We start from the raw sequence: 18,347 nt of genomic DNA on the forward strand, positions 1-18,347 counted from the left end.
GCTTCGTGCGGCAGACCGGTTCCACCTTCAGCCACGCGCCGCGACCGGCGCTCCAGCCAACAACCCCAACGGGCTTTTCCAGGCCCCGCGATACATGCTGCGCGCCCCTTTGCGACGTCTCTGGCTCAAGCTCCATCGCTGGATCGGCCTCTCGCTCGGCCCCCTGCTGGCACTCACCGCGCTGCTCGGCGCGGTGCTGGTGGTCGCGCTGCCGATCGACCGCCAGGCGCATCCCGACTTCTTCGTGGCGCGCAGCGGGGCGACGCCCGGCTCCGCACCGCTGGCGCTGGAGCCGCTGCGCCAGCGCCTGCTGGCTGAATTCGGCCCCGACACCGACCTGACCCTGCGCCCGCCGCGCCAGCCCGGCGAAACGCTCTGGGTGCGGGTCCGCGGCGCCTGGGAAGGCACGCTCTACCTCGATCCCGCCACGGGCGCCGAGCAAGGCCGCCGCGGCACGCACGAGGGCGCCTACAACCTGCTGTTCGAACTGCACAGCAGCCTGCTGCTGGAGGACACCGGCAAGGGCATCCTGGCCTTCGCCGCGCTGGCCTATCTGTTCCTGCTCGTGACCGGCCTCGTGCTCTGGTGGCCGGTGCGCTGGCCGCCGTCGCTGCGGATCGTGCTCGACCGGGGCCTGCTGCGCGGGCTGTTCGACCTGCATCGCACCGGCGGCGCCGTGCTCGGGCTGCTGATTGCGGTGTCGGTGTTCACCGGCGCCTACATGGCCTGGCGGCCGCTCGGCGGCTTCATCTCGGCCGCGATCGGCCAGCCGCAGTTCAAGCCGCCGGTCGTGCCCAGGGGACCGGCGACCGGCCCGAAGCCGTCGCTGGACGAACTGCTCGCACGCGCGCAGCAGGTGTTTCCGGGCCAGCCCATCGGCTATGCCCATGTCCCGGCCAAGCCGAGCCGGCCGCTGCGGGTGCGCTTCCGGCTGCCCGACGATCCGCATCCGAACGGCATCGGCTCGGTGTGGCTGGATCCGCGCACGGGCGAAGTGCTCGCGGTGCGCCGCTGGCAGGAACTCGACGCGGGCAGCGGCGCGGTCGCGGTGATCTACCCGCTGCACACCGGCGCGCTCGGCGGGTCGGCGCACGAGGCGGTCACGGCGCTGCTCGGACTCGCGCTCGCGGGCCTGGGCCTGAGCGGCGTCTGGCTCTGGTGGCGGCGCCGCGCGGTGGCCGCGGCAGCCCGGCAGAACGCCATGCCCGTCAACCGCACGATGTCATGACAAAAGACGCGTTCAGCGTCGACCGACTTTTTTCAGCACCCCAAGGAGGATCCGTGTTCAAGCAGAAGAAGTGCGCCGCGCTCGTGATGGCGCTGTTTCCCGTCAGTTTCCAGAGCTTCGCGGCCGAGCCCGAGCCCGCCGGCGGACCGAAGTCGCTCGAGGCGATCACCGTCACTGGCGACTGGCTCGGCTCGCCCAGCGAGACCAGGGTGCTCGAGCACCCCGGCGCGCGCAGCATCGTCGAGCGCCCGCAGATCCAGGAAAGCGGCGCCTCCAGCGTGCGCGACGTGCTGCGCCAGGTGCCGGGCGTGCAGGTGCAGGAGAGCAACGGCACCGGCGGCAGCGACATCTCGCTCAACGTGGGCGTGCGCGGCCTGACCTCGCGGCTGTCGCCGCGCTCCACCATCCTGCTCGACGGCGTGCCGCTCGCCTATGCGCCGTACGGCCAGCCGCAGCTGTCGCTGGCCCCCGTCTCCCTCGGGAGCCTGGAAGCGGTCGACGTGGTGCGCGGTGCGGGCTCGGTGCGCTACGGTCCGCAGAACGTGGGCGGCATCATCAACTTCGTGACGCGCTCGATTCCGAAGCAGTTCGCGGGCGAAGTGGGCGTGGGCGTCGAGGGCGCCACGCGCGGCGGCGGCCTCAAGACCACGCCGAGCCTCTTCGTCGGCGGCACGAACGAGAACGGCCTGGGCCTCGCGCTGCTCTATTCGGGCACGCATGGCGACGGCTTCCGCGAAAGCAACGACCACACGCGCATCGACGACCTGATGCTCAAGGGTGCCTACCGCCTCTCGAAGACCGACGACATCGCGGTGTCGCTGCATCACTTCGAAGGCCGCGGCCGCATGCCGGGTGGCCTGACGACGGCGCAGTTCGCGGCCAACCCCTTCCAGTCGGACCGCGCCTTCGACGAGTTCGCGGGCCGGCGCACCGACGGCTCGATCAAGTACACGCACAACGACGGCGTGAACAAGTTCGAGATGCTGGGCTACTACATCGACTCCTTCCGCGGCAGCTTCCTCGAGCAGGAGGGCACCGGTGCCAACAACGGCCGGCGCCGGCTGACGACCGCGCCGCGCGACTACAAGACCTTTGCCATCGAGCCCCGCTACTCGCGCCTGATCGACTCCGGCAGCGTGGTGCAGGAGATCAGCGTGGGCATGCGCTACCTGAAGGAAGAGGCCTCGGAGGTCGCGACGCGCAGCGCCTACTACACGCCGCGGCCGGGCTTCGACGCCTATGCGCTGGCCCGGCCCGCCTACCAGTCGAGCAAGGGCGGCACCACCGCGCATGCGGTCTACATCGACGACCGCATCGACTTCGGCAACTGGACCATCACGCCCGGCGTGCGCTACGAGTCGATCCGCTCGCACAACGACGTGTTCACGCTCTCGAACAACCGCGTGACGAACGCGATCTACCCCAAGATCGATTCCAACGAGGTGCTGCCGACGCTCTCGGTGCTCTACCGCATGAGCGACCGCTGGTCGGTGTTCGCGAATGCGGGCGTTTCCTTCGGGCCGCAGCAGTACGCGCAGCTCGCGCAGTCGACCACGGGTCTGCATCCCGAGAAGGCCAAGACCTACGAGATCGGCACGCACTACAAGGGCGAGAGCTGGAGCGGCGAGCTGACGCTGTTCAACATCAACTTCGACAAGGAACTGCTGCTGGCGCGCTCGATCACCGGCGACGTGGGCCAGTGGACCGACCTCGGCGCGACCCGGCACCGTGGCGTGGAGTCGGCGCTGCGCTACCAGCTCGGCAGCCTGAGCGATTCGCTCAAGGGGCTCTCGGTGTCGGCGACCTACACCTACACGCAGGCGACCTCGAAGGCCGGCGCCTTCGCCGGGCGCGACCTGCCGTTCTACTCGCGCCAGGTGGCGACGCTCGGCGCACGCTACGAGCGCGGGCCGTGGACCTTCAATGCCGACGTGTATGCGCAGTCGAAGCAGCGCTCGCCGGGCTCGCCCGACGACGGCGGGAAGTACGTGACGATCGAGGATTCCACCGGCCGGCTCGGCAACATCCCGGGCTACGCCACGATGAACCTGCGCGCGGCCTACGACTTCGGCCCTTCGATGAGCCACCTCAAGCTGGCCGTCGGCATCAAGAACCTGTTCGACCGCCGCTACTTCAACCGCTCGGTCGACAACAACGGCGGCAAGTACGTGGGCCAGCCGCGCACGCTCTACCTGCAGGCTTCGGTGGCGTTCTGAGTCCGTGGGGGCGCATACACTCGCGCACCCATGGCCCTCAAATCCACCATCTTCAAGGCCACCCTCGCGGTGGCCGACATCGACCACGGCTACTACGCCGACCATGCGCTGACGCTGGCGCGCCATCCGAGCGAGACCGACGAGCGCATGATGATCCGGCTCGTCGCGCTCGCGCTCAACGCGCACAAGCTGCAGGACGTGTGCAACGGCGACGGCACGCTGGCCTTCGGCGCGGGCCTGTCGAACGTCGACGAACCCGATGTGTGGCTGCGCGATTTCACGGGCGAGACCAAGCTCTGGATCGAGGTCGGCCAGCCCGAGGACAAGCCGATCATCAAGGCCTGCGGCAAGGCCGACGAGGTGATCGTCTACTGCTTCAACCATGCGGCCGAGATCTGGTGGCGCGGCATCGAGGGCAAGCTCACGCGGCCGCAGAACCTGCAGGTGCACCGGGTGCCGACCGAGGCCTCGCAGGCGCTGGCTTTGCTGGCGCAGCGCAGCATGCAGCTGCAGGCGACGATCCAGGAAAACACGCTGACGCTGGGCGACGGCAACCGCAGCATCGACGTGGAACTGCAGCGCTGGAAATAAGGCTCGCCCCCAGTCTCCGCGCACTTCGTGTCGCTGCGCCAACCCCTGCCGGGGGAAACACCAGCGGCCCGGCAAAGCCGTTCTGCGGTGCTTCACGAAGGAAGCGCGGGCATCATGCGGCCGCAGTGCCAGCACTGCTCGAAGCCGCCTTCGATGCGCTCGCCGCAGGCGCAATGCCAGTCGCGCTGCGGCCGGTGCTGCGCCGCATGCAGCACCTGCTGGGCGCGCTCCAACTGGCCGTCGTCGTCGATCCAGATCTCGGGCAGGCACTGGTCGGGCGGCAATTGGCCCATCACTGCACCGAGGAATTCACGCTGCACGCTGGCCCCGATGCCTTCCTCGCGCAAGGCATGCACCCACAAGGTGGCGATCGCGAGATTGGGGGCCTGGGCCAGACGGCGCATGAGAGTGCTCAGGGCGTGTCGTCCGGGCCGAGGGGCGCCGCGGGATCGTTGGGACCGTCGTCCGGCCATGGCGGAGGCTCGGCCTCGCGCGCGCGTTCCGCATAGCGGTTGAAGCGCCACGCCGAGTCTTCCATGGTGATGCGGCGCCAGGTCGCGCGCTTCTCGGCGGGCGTCATGGCGGGCCAGTGCTGCACCTCGTCGAAACTGCGGCCGCAGCCCTTGCACTCGTCGTCGCCCTGGCTGGTGGAGCAGATGGCGATGCAGGGCGTGTCGGGCGTGCTGTGGTACCAGTCGAGCCAGGCGGCCCAGGCCGCGGCGGGGAAACCCTCTTCGGCGACCTCGTCCTCGTGGTGGAACACCATCAGCGCATAGACCTCGGCCAGCGCGCGCAGCTCGGGCGCGAGCGTGACGCCGTCGGGCGACGGACGCTTGGCGCGCCAGTGGTTGATGGCGGCCTCGATGTCGGTGATGTGAATGGCGGCCATGGGCGGGAAAAAGCAGCGAGCGGCGATCATAGTCCGGCAATTCCCCGCGGCGGCCGAAGGGTATAGGCACTATGAAAATCGGAGCATCATTCGGCGCGGTTGCTAGCGTTTCGGGAGGTATGCTCAAAATTCCCGAAAACTTTTGGTTGCCAGATCGGGGGGCGCGATGCTCTAATCCCCCCACGAAGGGGAGTAGCTCCCGACTGCCATCCACGATGGCGGGCATCGCCAGGTCGTCAATACGAAGCACAACACTTCCGGCCTGTCGGACGACGCGTGTCCCGCGGGATGCGCGCTGTCGAGCAAGACCTTCGATTTGAACCTGCGCAGGTTTGGTCGAAGCGTTCACTGGACTCCCGGTCATCACGACTGGTCTTCGTCATCGCTCCGGCCATCCCCACGCGGGATGAATCGAAACGCAACGCATGCGCCGGACTGTCGCCCTCCCAGCCAGAGGCAGCCGGCACACGAAGACGAGAGGAATCTATGGAACAGTTCATGACCCCGGAGTTCTGGGTCGCGGTCGGTCAGATCATCATGATCGACATCCTGCTCGGTGGCGACAACGCCGTCGTCATCGCCCTGGCCTGCCGCAAGCTGCCGCCCGCCCAGCGCACCCAGGGCATCCTGTGGGGCACCGCCGGCGCCATTGCGCTGCGGGTGATCCTGATCTTCTTCGCGCTCACGCTGCTGGCCATTCCGTTCCTGAAGCTCGCCGGCGCCGTGCTGCTGCTGTGGATCGGCGTGAAGCTGCTCGCACCCGAGCATGACGATGCGCACGGCAACATCGCCGCGAGCGACAAGCTCTGGGGCGCGGTCAAGACCGTGATCATCGCCGACCTGGTGATGAGCGTGGACAACGTGATCGCCATCGCGGGTGCCGCGCAGGGTGCCGGTCAGGCGCACCAGATGCCGCTCGTGATCTTCGGCCTGCTGGTGAGCATTCCGATCATCGTCTGGGGCAGCCAGCTGGTCATCAAGCTGATGGACCGCTTCCCGATCATCATCACGGCCGGCGGCATGCTGCTGGGCTGGATCGCCGGCACGATGGCCGTGTCCGATCCCGCGCTGGCGAACACCGCGGCCTGGAACTGGGTGCCGAAGGTGCCTCAGACCGACACGATCCGTTATGCCGCCGGCGTCATCGGCGCGCTGCTGGTGCTGGTCATTGGCAAGTGGGTGGCTGCACGCCAGGCGCGCCAGCGCCCGGCCGAAGCCGCCACGAGCAGCAGCTGAGCCGCTGCTGCAGGCCCCGGCAAAAAAATGCGCTCGCGCTATCGACCAGTCTCTGTCACTCCAACTACTTGATCAGGAGCGGACCATGGAAAAGATCATTCTCTATGTCGACGACGCCAGCTATGCCGCCGAGCAGTTCGCCGAACTCGCTCCGGACGCCGACAGCGTGGTGGCGCGCCACTGGGTGCTGGTGGCCTGCGCACCGCGCATGACGCATCGCATCAGCAAGTGGGTGAGCCACAGCGCACGGGAGAACTGGCGCGCCAAGTGGTTCAGCAAGGTGCAGGCGCAATTGCTGCCGCTGCTCGAGCGCAATGGCGGGCAGGTGACGCCGGTGCTCGCCAAGGGGCCGCTCACCGAACTGACGCAGCAGCTCAAGCGCGAGCATTCGGCCACGCACGTGGTCGATGCGCGGCGCCCGAAGATCGGCGTGGACCTCGAACCCGTCACGCTCGACCAGACGCCGCCGCGCCAGTCGGGCTGGGCCTTTCCCGGCGCCGTGATGGGCATGGGCGCGTTGCTGGTGCTCGCCAACGAACTGGCCGAATAGGCGCGGCCGCCTCCTTCGACGAGCCCCGGTGCGGCAACGCCCGGGGCTCGTTGTTTTTTGGAGGCCCTGCGGTATCCTGCCGGCATGCGCATCATCATCAAATGGCTGCTCAGTGCCGTCGCGCTGCTTGCCGTGGCCTACCTCTACAGCGGCGTGCACGTCAACAGCTTCGGCTCGGCGCTGATTGCCGCGGCCGTCATCGGCCTGCTCAACATGATCGTTCGGCCGGTGCTCGTGGTGCTGACGCTGCCGGTCACCATCGTGACGCTCGGGCTGTTCCTGTTCGTGATCAACGCGCTGCTGTTCTGGGCCGCGTCGGGCCTGCTCGGGGGCTTTCAGGTCAGCGGTTTCCTGGCGGCGCTGATCGGCTCGCTGATCTATTCGCTGCTCGGCGTGATCATCGAGGCCGCGCTCGGCGGGCTGCTCCCGAAGCGCTGATCCCCCTCACTTCAGCGGCGGCTCCTCGGCCTGCCGCTTCACCAAGGCTTCGACGGCCCGCGCGCGGCTGTCGATGATCGACGCCTCATAGTGGTCGACCGGCGCATCGGGCCTGCGCATGAGCTCCTGCGCCGCCTTGAGACGGTCGCGCGCGGCCGGGTAGTCGAGGATGGCGACGTTGGCTTCGGCCTCGGCCCGCACCGCGCGCACGGTGTCGTTCTGCGCGCCATACAGGTTGGCGAGTGCACGCCAGGCGGTCGCGTCGCGCGGATGGGTGGCCACCCAGTCGCGCAGCACCGGCACCATGGGCGCGGGCTGGCGCGTGGCGACCGCGGCGTCGGCCGCGAGCAGCATCTCGGGGCGCTCCTTCGACTTGAGGTCGACCAGCGTGGCGGCCCGCGCCGCGCCGCCGGCGGCCAGTTCGATCTCGGCGTCGAGCCAGCGCGCGAGCTTGGCTGCGGCGGCATCGTCGGCGGTGCGTGCCGCAAGGCGCTCGGCCAGCGCGCGCGCCGCCTTGTGATCGCGCAGTTCCTTGGCCGAGAGCGCGGCCGCATAGAGCGTGCCGGCCTGCTGGGCGGGGCTGCTTCTCGCGAACTCGCCGGTCGAGGCGGCGTTGACCCACAGCCGCAGCACGTCGACGCCGGGCCGCGTGAGCACGCGGGCCCGTGCCGCGATCATGGCGTGGTCCATCGCGAGCGGCAGCGGCTCGACCGCATCCATGCGGAACTGGAAGCGGCCCTGCATGTCGGAAATGCGCTCGGAGTTGAGCGGATGGCTGCGCAGGTACGGATAGGAGCCGTTGTCGTTGAGCCGCGAGGCATGCTGCAGCTTCTCGAACATCGTCGCCGCACCCTGCGGCGCGAACCCGGCCTGCGTCATCACGCCGAAGCCCACGCGGTCGGCCTCGCGCTCCATGTCGCGCGAGAAGCTCAGCTGGTTCTGCATGAAGAGCGCCTGGCTGCCCATGATGACCGCCTGGCCCGCGTCGGCGTTGCGGCTCTTGCTGGCCGCGATCATGCCGAGGATCAGGCCCGCGATCATCAACGGCATCTGCCGGCCCTGCCTGCTCATGATGCGCGAGATGTGGCGCTGCGTGACGTGGGAGAGCTCGTGGCCGAGCACGGTGGCCAGCTCGTCGCGGCTGCCCACCGCCGCGATCAGGCCCATGTGGAGGCCGAGGTAGCCGCCCGGCAGTGCGAAGGCGTTGATGCTGCGGTCGCGCCCGAGAAGGATGGTCCAGGCGAAGCGCTCGTCGAGCTCGGGCGTGAGTTCGCCGCGCAGGCGGGCCGCGGCGAGCAACCGCTGCCAGATGTCCTGCACGTAGGCGGCGACCACGGGGTCATCGATGTAGTCGGTGTCGCGGTAGAGCTCGCGCGCGATCTGGTCGCCCAGCTGGCGCTCGGCGCTCGCGGTCATCTCGCCGCCGTCGCCCATGCCGGGCAGCACCTGCATCTGCGCGCCGGCCGGCACCGGCAGCAGCACCTGGCACGCGATCAGAACCGCGGCGCAGAGCGAGCGCAGCGCGGGCACGGCAGAACCTGGGGTCTTGGCAGGAAGAGTCAAGCGCGGCATTCCTCTCGTCGATGGCATGGGCTCGTATGATGCATCTCCGCACCGAATGTTCACACATGAGTAGCCACAGTCCGCTCACCCACTTCGACGCCCAGGGCCAGGCCCACATGGTCGACGTGGCGGCCAAGCCCGCCACGCACCGCGTTGCCGTCGCCACCGGCCGCATCGAAATGCAGCCCGCCACGCTGGCATTGATCGAATCGGGCACCGCCAGGAAGGGCGACGTGCTCGGCATCGCGCGCATCGCCGGCATCCAGGCGGCCAAGAAGACCAGCGACCTGATCCCGCTGTGCCATCCGCTCGCGCTCACGCGCGTGGCGGTGGCCTTCGCGCTGGCCGAAAACAGCCAGACGCCGCAGGTGGCCTGCACCGCGACGGTCGAGACCGTCGGTCCCACGGGCGTCGAGATGGAAGCGCTGACCGCCGTGCAGGTGGCGCTGCTCACCATCTACGACATGTGCAAGGCGGTCGACCGCGGCATGCGGATCACCGACGTGCACGTGGTCGAGAAGCACGGCGGAAAGTCGGGGAGCTACGTCGCCGGCTGAAGCGCGGCCAGCGCCCGCCGACTGACTAGGACGGCGCCCGGCCTTCCACCGGCTCGCCGGCGATCCAGCGCGCATAGGCCTCCGGAAAGGCGATGCGGAAGCGCTCGGCCTGCGCGCGCGCCTCTTCGTGCCGCCCCAGCAGCTCGGCGCTTTCGATCAGCTTGACGATCACGCGCGGCTCGGGCGAGAAATGCAGCGTGCGCTCGGCCAGCGCATGCATCGCGGCGGCATTGGCGGGTGTCACCGCCGTCAGCGTCAACTCGGCGAAGTCCACCTGCCTCGCGAAGAGCCAGGACCGCTTCGCCTTGGCGAGCGTGTCGTTCTCATAAGCCGGCAGGCGCTCGTCGCGCGGCAGATAGATCTGGCTGATGCGGATGTAGTCCCAGGTCGCGTAGCCGACCACCGTCATCAGCACCGCGGCCGCCACCGGCGCCAGCACCGATGCCTCGCGCCACCGCCGCCCGGGGCGCGGCCGGGCGGGCGGCGCCGGCCAGAGCATGCCGAGGCAGAGCCCGAACACCAGCTGGAACGGCCCGTACCACAGCGGGTATTCGAGCAGGCTGTGCAGCGCGACCGCGCCCAGCACGCCCCAGGCCATCAGCCGGTCCGGATCGCGCTCGCGCCACGGCCGTGCCGCCAGCACCATCCAAGCGAAGGCGCCGCAGATCAGGATCGACGCCGGCAGGCCGAGCTCCACGGCCAGGTGAAGCGGCAGGTTGTGCGCGTTGTCGAGGATTTCGGGGAAGCGCGCCCCCCCGTACAGCGTGCTGTAGTGCGCATGGGCGAGTTCACCCCAGCCCCAGCCCGTGAGCGGACGCTCGGCGATCAACGACAGCACGTTGTGCCAGAGCACCAGCCGCGTGTGGTCGCCGGGCGCGCCTTCCTGCAGGCGGCGCATCATGCCTTCCACCTCGCCAGCGGCCAGTTGCGGCAGCAGCCAGGCGAAGGCGAAATAGATCGGCACCATCGCCAGCAGCACCAGGGGCGGCGGCAGACGGAAGTGCCCGCCGGCGGCGCGGTCCGCAACCGGCGCGCGGCGCTCCTGCCAGGCGATCCAGCTCGCCACCCCCACGATCGACAGCAACTGGAGCAGGCCCGTCCGCGAGGTCGACGCGGCCGCGGCCAGCAGCAGGAGCAGCGTCGCGCCCACCAGCCAGCGGCGCGTGCGCACCGCCGGCTGCGTGGCGTGGATCCACAGCGCAGCCACGAGCGCCATGCTGATCAGCGTGGCGAACTGGTTGCGCTGACGCAGGTTGCCGTAGGCCTGGCCCAGGGCCGGGGCGGTGGTCCAGGGGACCAGGGGCTCGGCGAGGCCGTAGTACTGGAGCAGGCCGAGGAGGGCGCTGAGGAGGCCGGCGGTGAGGAGGCCGGCGGCAAGCACTGCGGCCCCCCGGCGCGCGATGCCCGCACCGACGCAGGTCGCCGCCGTCACCGTACCGAGCACCACCAGCGGGGGCAGCCAAAGCGCGACCATGCCTCGAGAGGAAACCGCCAAACAGGACAGCAGGATCGCGCCCGCGCCGCCCGCCAACCAGGCCCACACGGCGCGCGACGGCCGATGGGGAGGCATGGCGAGCAGCATCGCCGCGACGGACGTCCAAGTCGCGAGGAGTTGCCACGCCTGAACCGAGGGCCCGCCCACCAGCGGACAGAGGAACGGGAAAGCGACCAAGGCCGCGTGCAAAGCTCCGACGGCTTTTGGGGAAAGAGCGGCGGCTTCGAGAGGCGCTGCGCGGGAGGTCATCGGCGCGATTGTGCCGGGTGGCGAGCCGACGAGTGGCTATGCAACGGAGACGAGCGGTTTTGCAAAAAAACACCAATCGAGACATTCTTTAACAAATGTCCCCAACTGTTGCCGACGGGCGAGAGCTCCCGTCCGGTGCCGAAAGGTCTCTCTTGAAGAAACGCACAACTCGCCTGCGCCGCCTTGTTATCTCGCGCCGTGTCCTGCCCGGTTTCACACTGATCGAAGTCATGATCGTGGTGGCGATCATCGCCATCCTCGCGGCCATCGCAGTTCCCTCGTACAACGACTACGTTCGTCGCGGGACGCTGCCGGAAGCCTTCAATGCGCTGTCCGACTTCCGCTCGAAGATGGAGCAGTACTACCAGGACAACCGCAACTACGGAACCGCCGCCAAATGCGCGGCTGACGCGACCGCGGCGAATTGGAACAACTTTGCCGCCACGAAGCATTTTTCGTTCAGTTGCACGGCCAGCGGTGCCGCGTTCCAGAGCTACGTGATCACCGCGACGGGCAGCGGAACCGCCGCCGGACATGTCTACACGATCAACGAGACCGGTCTGCGCAAGACGACGAAGTTCAAGAACGCCACCGTGGACCAGGAGTGCTGGCTCACCACAAGCGCCGCGTGTTGAGAACCGGGTCCGTGATGAAGCAACGTGGCCTCACCATCATCGAGCTCGTCGTCACGATCGCCGTGCTGGCGCTCATCCTCGCGCTCGCCATGCCGAGCATCGGGACATGGATGGACAACACCCGCATTCGGAATACCACCGAGGCGCTGCAGAACGGCCTGCTCGCGGCGCGCACCGAAGCCATTCGGCGAAACCAGAACGTTTCCTTCTTTCTCGTGACGTTGAACGACGCTGGCACCATGGACAACACCTGCGCGCTTTCGACGGAAAGCGGCTCCTGGGTGATCAGCGTCAGTTCGCCGGCGGGCAAGTGCGCCAGCGCACCCTCGACGACCGACGCACCCATGATCGTTGATCGCCGCACGGTCCGGGATGGCGGCGGCGGGGTGAAAGTGACTGCGGACAACAGCATGGTCACCTTCAACAGCTTTGGCCGGGTCGTCTCCGCCGCGGGCGCCTCACTGACCCAGGTCGAAGTGACCGGGGTCAAGGACGGCACCCACTACCGCAACCTGCGGGTGAACGTGACGCCGTCCGGCGCGGTGCGGATGTGCGACCCGAACGTTCCCAGCACTGCCACCACCGATCCCCGCCTGTGCGCGGCCGAATCGAGGTAAGACAGACATGCACGCACCACTCAAAGCCCGGTCACGCCGGGCCTCCGCACCCCCTCGCCATCGCGGCATCGCCCTGATCGAGGTGCTGGTCGCGATGCTGATCTTCATGCTCGGCGTGCTGGGCCTTGTCGGCCTGCAAAGCACCATGACGCGCACGCAGACCGACTCCAAGCTGCGCGCAGACGCATCCAACCTCGCCAGCGAAGTCATCGGCCGCATGTGGGTCGACATCGCCAATCTGTCCGGCTACCAGGGCACCACCACCTGCACCGCCCCTAGCTGCCTCGAATGGCGCGCCAAGGTGGCCACCGTGTTGCCAAGCGGGAGCGCCGTGATCACTGTCGCGGCCAGCGGCGACGTCGCGGTGACGGTCTCATGGACGATGCCTGGCGGCGAAACCCACAAGTACGTGACCCGCAGCACCATCGCGCTCAGGACGGCGAGCTGACCATGAAGCACATCCATCCCCCTCTCCATATGCGCCGGCGGAGCTTCCGCTCGGCCCGCGGCTTCACCCTCGTCGAACTCATGGTCGGGCTCGTGCTGGGCATGCTCACGGTGATCGTCATCACCGAAGTCACCTCGCTCGCGGAGGGCAAGAAGCGGACGGTTTCCTCCGGCAGCGACGCCCAGGTGAACGGCGCGTTGTCGCTCTACACGATGCAGCGCGATATCCAGATGGCAGGGTACGGCGCCGTGGGAAATCTCGAGGCGCTGGGCTGCGCGGTCAAGGGCAGCTTCAAGGATCCAGATGCCCCGGCGGGTACCGTGGCGCTCAAGTTCGAGCCGACGCTGGCGCCGGTGGTCATCAAGGACGGTGCCAATGGAGCCCCCGACGAAATCACGGTGCTGCAGAGCCGGAAAGCCAACTTTTCCGCGCCCCTGCTCGTGACCAAGAATCACGCGAAGACAGGCAACTCATTCACCGTGAAATCCGCGTTCGGTGTCGCGGTGGGCGATTTGATGATCGCCGTTCCTGCCGATGGCAAATGGGATGCAGACAACTGGTGCGCCGTCTTCAGCGTGACCGACGACGGCGCGGCCACGCCCACCGACACCACCCTCGACTGGCGCCGTGTTCCTCACGTTGCAGGCGGAACCAGCAAAAGCAAGTGGAACACCAGCGATGTCTTTCCGGCCGGCGGGTACCTCGAAAAGAGCTATCTCCTGAACATGGGAAGCCTGTCGTTCAACACGTACACGGTCAATACGGGCACGCAAAACCTCGAAGTCACCGCCCGTACGGCCGAGGCCGCCTCGAGCACGGAGGCGCTCTATCCCCAGATCGTCAACTTGCAAGCGCTCTACGGCAAGGAGACGGTCACGCCGGGCCAGGTCGGCGCCTACGACGCGGTGACACCGCTCACATCCGCTGACTGGAAGAAGGTTCTGGCGATCCGCATCGCAGTGGTGGCGCGAAGCACCCAGTACGAGAGGGAGTCCGTCACGAAGTCCGCACCGCTGTGGGACGTCGGCGCGAACAGCACCCTGACGGGCGCGACGGACTGCGGCACCAGCAAATGCGTCCCGCTCAAGATCAGCCACGTGCCCGAGTGGGAGCACTACCGCTACAAGGTCTACGACACGATCGTGCCGTTGCGCAACATGCTCTGGAACTCGGCAGCCACGCCATGAAACCTCAAATCTCCTTTCGCGCACAGCGTGGCGTCTCGCTGCTCTTCGCACTGCTCGCGCTGGTCGCCCTCTCGCTCGCCACACTCGCGCTGGTGCGCTCGGTCGACACCGGCGCACTGGTGCTGGGCAACATCGGCTTCAAGCAAGACGCCACCGTTGCGGGTGACCAGGCGACGCGAGAAGCCATTGCATGGCTGAAGGCCAATGCCGCCAGCCTCAACAACGACGCTCCGGCCGCCGGCTATTACGCGAGCACCAAGGAGCTGAAGGCGGACAAGACCAAGGATGCGCCTGTCGACGTGACCGGCCAGCAACAGCAGGCGGTCGCAAACCGGAAGCTGGTGGACTGGAGCGACGAGCAGGACAAGAAATGCCCGTACGCCGCAGCAGGCTCGTTCGGCTCATGCGAACTCAAGTCGGTCAACGCCGCTGCGGTCACCGGGGGCAACAAGGCCCGCTACGTGATCTTCCGGTTGTGCGCTGCGGAAGGCAGTGCGAACGACGACATCAACAACAGTTGCGCTCAACCGTTGGCCAGCAATACGTCGGCGTCAGGGCGCGGTCTCATCGACTATGCGACGCCGCGCTTCAGCACGACCGGCGGCCCGTACTACCGCATCGTCGTGCGCGTGCTCGGTGCGCGCAACACGGTCGGCTTTACCGAAACCATCGTCAATTTCTACTAGCAAGTGCGCGGGTTCGCGACACGAGGAGTCCGTCTTATGTCCCACAGTTCCATCCGCCGCCGGTGGCGTGCCGACTCGCGCTCGGCGCGCACCGCGCTTGGCATCTTGTCATTGAGCATGGGTGTACTGGCATGCGTCGTGCCAGGCCTTTCGACCGCGGCAGACACGCTCATCCTCGACGAGCCGCTTGCCACGCGGCCGAATGTCAAGGCGAAGCCCAACTTGCTCTTCATCTTGGACAACTCGGGAAGTATGGCGAATGCGTACATGCCCGATGACATGAGCAACTCCGGAACCTTCGGCTACCGCAGTGCGCAGTGCAACGGCGTCGCGTACGACCCATCGGTGACTTATTCCCCCCCCGTGAGTTACGCAGGAACGCCCTTCCCCAATGCGTCCTTCCGAGCGGCGTGGACCGACGGGTTCGATCAGTCGGGTTCCGAAGACCTGGGAGGCACAACACAGCTCGCCTCCATCACCACCAGTTCGGCCGTCACGGTTTCTAGCGGGAGCAAATCGTTTCTATTCACGGACAGCTATGCGGCTGACACGTTCAGCGTTGGCGATATCGTGCAATTGGTCTCGGGCTCTGGCAGCAGTGCCAAGATCATGACCGGCGTCGTGACGGAATGGAAGAATTCGACCAGCAGCTGGAGCAGAGGGACCAGGACGCTCACGGTCAACGTCACGTCCTCTTCCGGGAGTGGCAGCGCCAGTACCTGGGCAATCACCCGCACGACTTTCAGCACGTATTACGTCTACAAGGGCAGCCAGCCGAAGATGGCGTGGAAGTACAGCAGCAGCGGCGTTGACACGACGACGACCTTCTACAAGGAGTGCACGTATGGAACGAGTTCCTCAGCCGGGAAGGCCCTGTTCGATACCGTCCAGTTGATCGACACGTCCGCTGAGGCCCAGAACTACGCCAATTGGTATTCGTATTACCGAACACGCCGCCTGCTCATGCGCACCGCCACCGGCAAGGCCATGCTGGGACTCGACGCGGGTTACCGCGTGGGATTCACCACGATCAGCGAGACAGGCGTGCAAGCGAATGCGGGCTTCCTCGACGTCGACGATTTCGGGGGAACCCACAAGCAGGCGTTCTATACGAAGCTCTACGCGGCAACGGGCAATTCCACGACGCCGTTGCGCGGCGCACTCTCCAAGGCGGGCCGCTATTTCGCGAAGAAGATGAGCGGCCAGACCTACGATCCGATGCAGTATTCCTGCCAGCGGAACTATGCATTGCTCTCGACGGACGGCTACTGGAACACGGGCAGCGAAGGCACTACCTACAAGGCGTTTCAATTGGACGGCGCGACCACTGTGGGGCAGCAGGACGGTGCCGACCCTCGGCCGATGAAAGACAACGGTGCCAGCGACACGCTGGCCGACGTGGCGGCCTATTACTACAAGACCGACCTGCGGACCGCCGATCTCGGAAATTGCAAATCTTCGACCTCCGGTTCCGAGCAGGACGTGTGCTCCAACAACATCGTGCCCGCAGGGCGAGACACCGCCACCTCGCAGCACATGACGACGTTCACCATCGGCCTCGGTGTGAACGGCACGCTGGACTACGACCGGAACTATCTGACCCAGACCTCGGGCTCCTATGTGAACCTGACCAACGGAACGGCCGAATGGCCCACACCGGCAGCAACGACTAACGGCGGCAACGCCACCAACATCGACGACCTCTGGCACGCCGCCGTCAACGGCCGCGGCCAGTACTACTCGGCACTCAATGCCAGCGCCCTGGCCGAAGCCATCAGCGGTGTGGTCAACACCATCCAGGAAGTCTCGGGCACTTCGTCGGCCGCCTCCACGAGCGCGCTGGAACTGGTCGCAGGCGACAACAACCAGGTCTACAAGGCCAGCTACACCACCAAGAAGTGGAGCGGCGATGTCGAGGCCTTCACGCTCAATGGCGATACCGGCGCGATCGGCACCACGGCGGTCTGGTCCGCCAAGGCAAAGCTCGATGCCACGCCCTACGCCGATCGCAAGATCTATTACCGCAAGCCCAACACCACCGTGCGGCAGGCTTTCGATTGGACCAGTCTGAATGCAGACGGCTACGGCAGCTACTTCAGCAACCTGTGCACGCGGGCTCTGGTGGCCGCTCAGTGCCTGGACAACGCGACCGATGCCGAGAAGACCAAGATCAACAGCGGTGACAACCTCGTCAAGTTCCTTCGCGGCGACCGCACCTTCGAAGCAGCCAGCACGGCCAACGGTACCACCCGCGCGCTGTACCGGCCCCGCGCCGGCGGCGTGCTGGGTGACATCATCAACGGCGCTCCCGCCTATGTCGGCAAGCCGCCCTTCACTTACAGCGACGCCGGTTACACGAATTTCGTGATCGCCAACAAGGACCGCAAGCCGATGGTCTATGTCGGCGCCAACGACGGCATGCTGCACGCCTTCTCGGCCAGCGGCACCGACGCCGGCACCGAGCGCTGGGCTTATGTGCCCAGCGCGGTGATGCCGGAGATGTACAGGCTCGCGGACACCGCGTACGAATCGCGGCACCGCTACTTCGTCGATGGCGCGCCGGTCATCGGCGACATCAAGGTCGGCTCCGAATGGAAGACCATCCTCGTCGGCGGACTGAACAAAGGCGGGCGCAGCTACTACGCGCTCGACATCACCAACCCTGAAGATCCCAAGCCCCTTTGGGAGTTCACCGATCCGAACCTGGGTCTGACTTTCGGCAATCCGATCATCACCAAGCGGAAGGACGGCACCTGGGTGGTGGTGTTCGCTTCGGGCTACAACAACGGCACGAGCGACGGCAACACCGGCGACGGCAAGGGACGCCTCTTCGTGCTGAACGCGAACACGGGCGCCAAGGTCATCAGCGGTGACATCCCCACCACGGCGGGAACGACCACCGATCCGAGCGGCCTCGCGAAGATCAACGCCTGGATCGACGATGTGTCCGACAACACTTCCAAGCGCTTCTATGGCGGCGATCTGCAAGGCAACCTCTGGCGCTTCGACATCGACAATCTGGTGTTGCCGAACCAAGGCGCGCTGTTGCTCGCGAAGTTCCAGGTCAATGGGACAACGCCGCAGCCCATCACCACGCGTCCGGAAACGGTCGAGATCTCGGGCAAGCCGGTGATCCTGGTCGCCACGGGTCGCTATCTTGGCGCTGCGGACGTGGAGGACAAGACGCAGCAGAGCATCTATGCGGTCAAGGACTCACTGACGGAGACCGGCCTGGGTGACGTTCGCAACAACAACAGCATGGTGCGTCAGACCTTCACTGTGTCGGGCAATACCGCGACCATCAGCAAGAACCCGGTCAATTGGAGCAGCAACAACGGATGGTGGGCGGACCTGCCACACAGCGGCGAACGCGTGTTCACCAACCTGGCGCTCCAGTTCGGCGTTGTTTCCGTGGCAACGGGCATCCCGAGCGGCGATGCCTGCAGTTCGGGCGGCTCATCTTGGCGCTATTTCCTCAATGCAAGCGACGGCTCGAGTTCTCTTCTCAACGCCGGGGAGCTCTGGAGTGCCAGCTCATTGATCGCTGGTCAGAGCTGGGTCAAGCTCAAGGATGGCAGCACGATCGTGATCCGGCCGACGACAGATGGCCGCCTGCGGGGTGAATCCGGAGGGAACCCGCCGGGCTCGGGAAACAATCCACTTCGCAGTTCGTGGCGGGAATTGGCGGACTGAGCATCCTGGTCGAAGGGGCCGCGAGCGCGATGGAAGCCGCCAAGGTCTCGCCGGGCGGGGTCAGTGCCG

Annotated in this window: 17 protein-coding genes; 13 read left to right on the forward strand and 4 right to left on the reverse strand. The window is 66.9% G+C overall.

Going from position 1 to position 18,347, the window contains the following annotated elements:
• Positions 1-94 precede the first annotated feature (94 nt).
• The 3 genes from M2165_RS09240 (at position 95) to M2165_RS09250 (ending at position 4,035) form a co-directional block, all read left to right on the forward strand.
• Entirely contained in the window at positions 95-1,228 is a 1,134-nt protein-coding gene (locus tag M2165_RS09240; RefSeq protein WP_280814354.1) for a PepSY-associated TM helix domain-containing protein, read from the forward strand.
• Between the two features lie 86 nt (positions 1,229-1,314).
• Positions 1,315-3,444, forward strand: a complete 2,130-nt coding sequence (locus M2165_RS09245) for a TonB-dependent siderophore receptor (protein WP_280817502.1) — start codon at positions 1,315-1,317, stop codon at positions 3,442-3,444.
• Between the two features lie 30 nt (positions 3,445-3,474).
• On the forward strand, positions 3,475-4,035 hold the full coding sequence (locus tag M2165_RS09250) for a YaeQ family protein (RefSeq protein WP_280814355.1): 561 nt from the start codon (positions 3,475-3,477) through the stop codon (positions 4,033-4,035).
• A 92-nt stretch (positions 4,036-4,127) separates the two neighbouring features.
• Here M2165_RS09250 and M2165_RS09255 read toward each other — a convergent pair whose 3' ends face one another.
• Both M2165_RS09255 and M2165_RS09260 read right to left on the reverse strand, forming a co-directional pair.
• Positions 4,128-4,439 (reverse strand): DUF2007 domain-containing protein, encoded by a 312-nt coding sequence (locus M2165_RS09255; protein ID WP_280814356.1) that lies wholly within the window; start codon positions 4,437-4,439, stop codon positions 4,128-4,130.
• Positions 4,440-4,447: 8 nt separating this feature from the next.
• Positions 4,448-4,924, reverse strand: coding sequence for a DUF3717 domain-containing protein (locus M2165_RS09260; RefSeq protein ID WP_280814357.1), 477 nt, complete (start codon positions 4,922-4,924; stop codon positions 4,448-4,450).
• Between the two features lie 486 nt (positions 4,925-5,410).
• On the opposite strand from M2165_RS09260, the gene M2165_RS09265 reads away from it, so the two are divergent.
• From M2165_RS09265 to M2165_RS09275, 3 genes are all read left to right on the forward strand, one after another.
• Complete coding sequence (locus M2165_RS09265) at positions 5,411-6,160, forward strand: TerC family protein (RefSeq protein ID WP_280814358.1); 750 nt, start codon at positions 5,411-5,413, stop codon at positions 6,158-6,160.
• An 85-nt stretch (positions 6,161-6,245) separates the two neighbouring features.
• A complete protein-coding gene (locus M2165_RS09270) occupies positions 6,246-6,710 on the forward strand; it encodes a hypothetical protein (protein WP_280814359.1) in 465 nt (154 codons plus the stop codon).
• A gap of 84 nt (positions 6,711-6,794) precedes the next feature.
• The gene (locus tag M2165_RS09275) at positions 6,795-7,148 is read left to right on the forward strand and encodes a phage holin family protein (RefSeq protein WP_280814360.1); all 354 of its coding nucleotides are present in this window, start codon (positions 6,795-6,797) and stop codon (positions 7,146-7,148) included.
• Positions 7,149-7,154: 6 nt separating this feature from the next.
• Here the strand turns inward: M2165_RS09275 and M2165_RS09280 are convergent, their stop codons facing one another.
• On the reverse strand, positions 7,155-8,720 hold the full coding sequence (locus tag M2165_RS09280; protein ID WP_280814361.1) for a M48 family metalloprotease: 1,566 nt from the start codon (positions 8,718-8,720) through the stop codon (positions 7,155-7,157).
• Positions 8,721-8,776: 56 nt separating this feature from the next.
• Between M2165_RS09280 and moaC the strand changes: the two genes are divergently transcribed.
• Positions 8,777-9,268, forward strand: coding sequence for a cyclic pyranopterin monophosphate synthase MoaC (gene moaC, locus M2165_RS09285; RefSeq protein WP_280814362.1), 492 nt, complete (start codon positions 8,777-8,779; stop codon positions 9,266-9,268).
• A 25-nt stretch (positions 9,269-9,293) separates the two neighbouring features.
• Here moaC and M2165_RS09290 read toward each other — a convergent pair whose 3' ends face one another.
• Positions 9,294-10,742, reverse strand: coding sequence for a Wzy polymerase domain-containing protein (locus M2165_RS09290; protein ID WP_280814363.1), 1,449 nt, complete (start codon positions 10,740-10,742; stop codon positions 9,294-9,296).
• Positions 10,743-11,164: 422 nt separating this feature from the next.
• On the opposite strand from M2165_RS09290, the gene M2165_RS09295 reads away from it, so the two are divergent.
• The 6 genes from M2165_RS09295 to M2165_RS09320 are packed head-to-tail and all read left to right on the forward strand — an operon-like array spanning position 11,165 to position 18,278.
• On the forward strand, positions 11,165-11,647 hold the full coding sequence (locus M2165_RS09295; RefSeq protein WP_280814364.1) for a type IV pilin protein: 483 nt from the start codon (positions 11,165-11,167) through the stop codon (positions 11,645-11,647).
• Positions 11,648-11,661: 14 nt separating this feature from the next.
• A complete protein-coding gene (locus M2165_RS09300; protein ID WP_280817503.1) occupies positions 11,662-12,264 on the forward strand; it encodes a GspH/FimT family pseudopilin in 603 nt (200 codons plus the stop codon).
• Between the two features lie 7 nt (positions 12,265-12,271).
• On the forward strand, positions 12,272-12,712 hold the full coding sequence (locus M2165_RS09305; RefSeq protein WP_280814365.1) for a prepilin-type N-terminal cleavage/methylation domain-containing protein: 441 nt from the start codon (positions 12,272-12,274) through the stop codon (positions 12,710-12,712).
• A 2-nt stretch (positions 12,713-12,714) separates the two neighbouring features.
• The gene (locus M2165_RS09310) at positions 12,715-13,899 is read left to right on the forward strand and encodes a PilW family protein (RefSeq protein ID WP_280814366.1); all 1,185 of its coding nucleotides are present in this window, start codon (positions 12,715-12,717) and stop codon (positions 13,897-13,899) included.
• Positions 13,896-14,585, forward strand: a complete 690-nt coding sequence (locus M2165_RS09315; protein WP_280814367.1) for a pilus assembly protein PilX — start codon at positions 13,896-13,898, stop codon at positions 14,583-14,585. The genes M2165_RS09310 and M2165_RS09315 overlap by 4 nt, the downstream gene beginning before the upstream one ends.
• 36 nt (positions 14,586-14,621) lie before the next feature.
• Entirely contained in the window at positions 14,622-18,278 is a 3,657-nt protein-coding gene (locus M2165_RS09320) for a PilC/PilY family type IV pilus protein (protein ID WP_280814368.1), read from the forward strand.
• Positions 18,279-18,347: the final 69 nt, after the last annotated feature.

Source organism: Variovorax sp. TBS-050B (assembly GCF_029893635.1).
In the GTDB taxonomy this organism is placed as follows: domain Bacteria; phylum Pseudomonadota; class Gammaproteobacteria; order Burkholderiales; family Burkholderiaceae_C; genus Variovorax.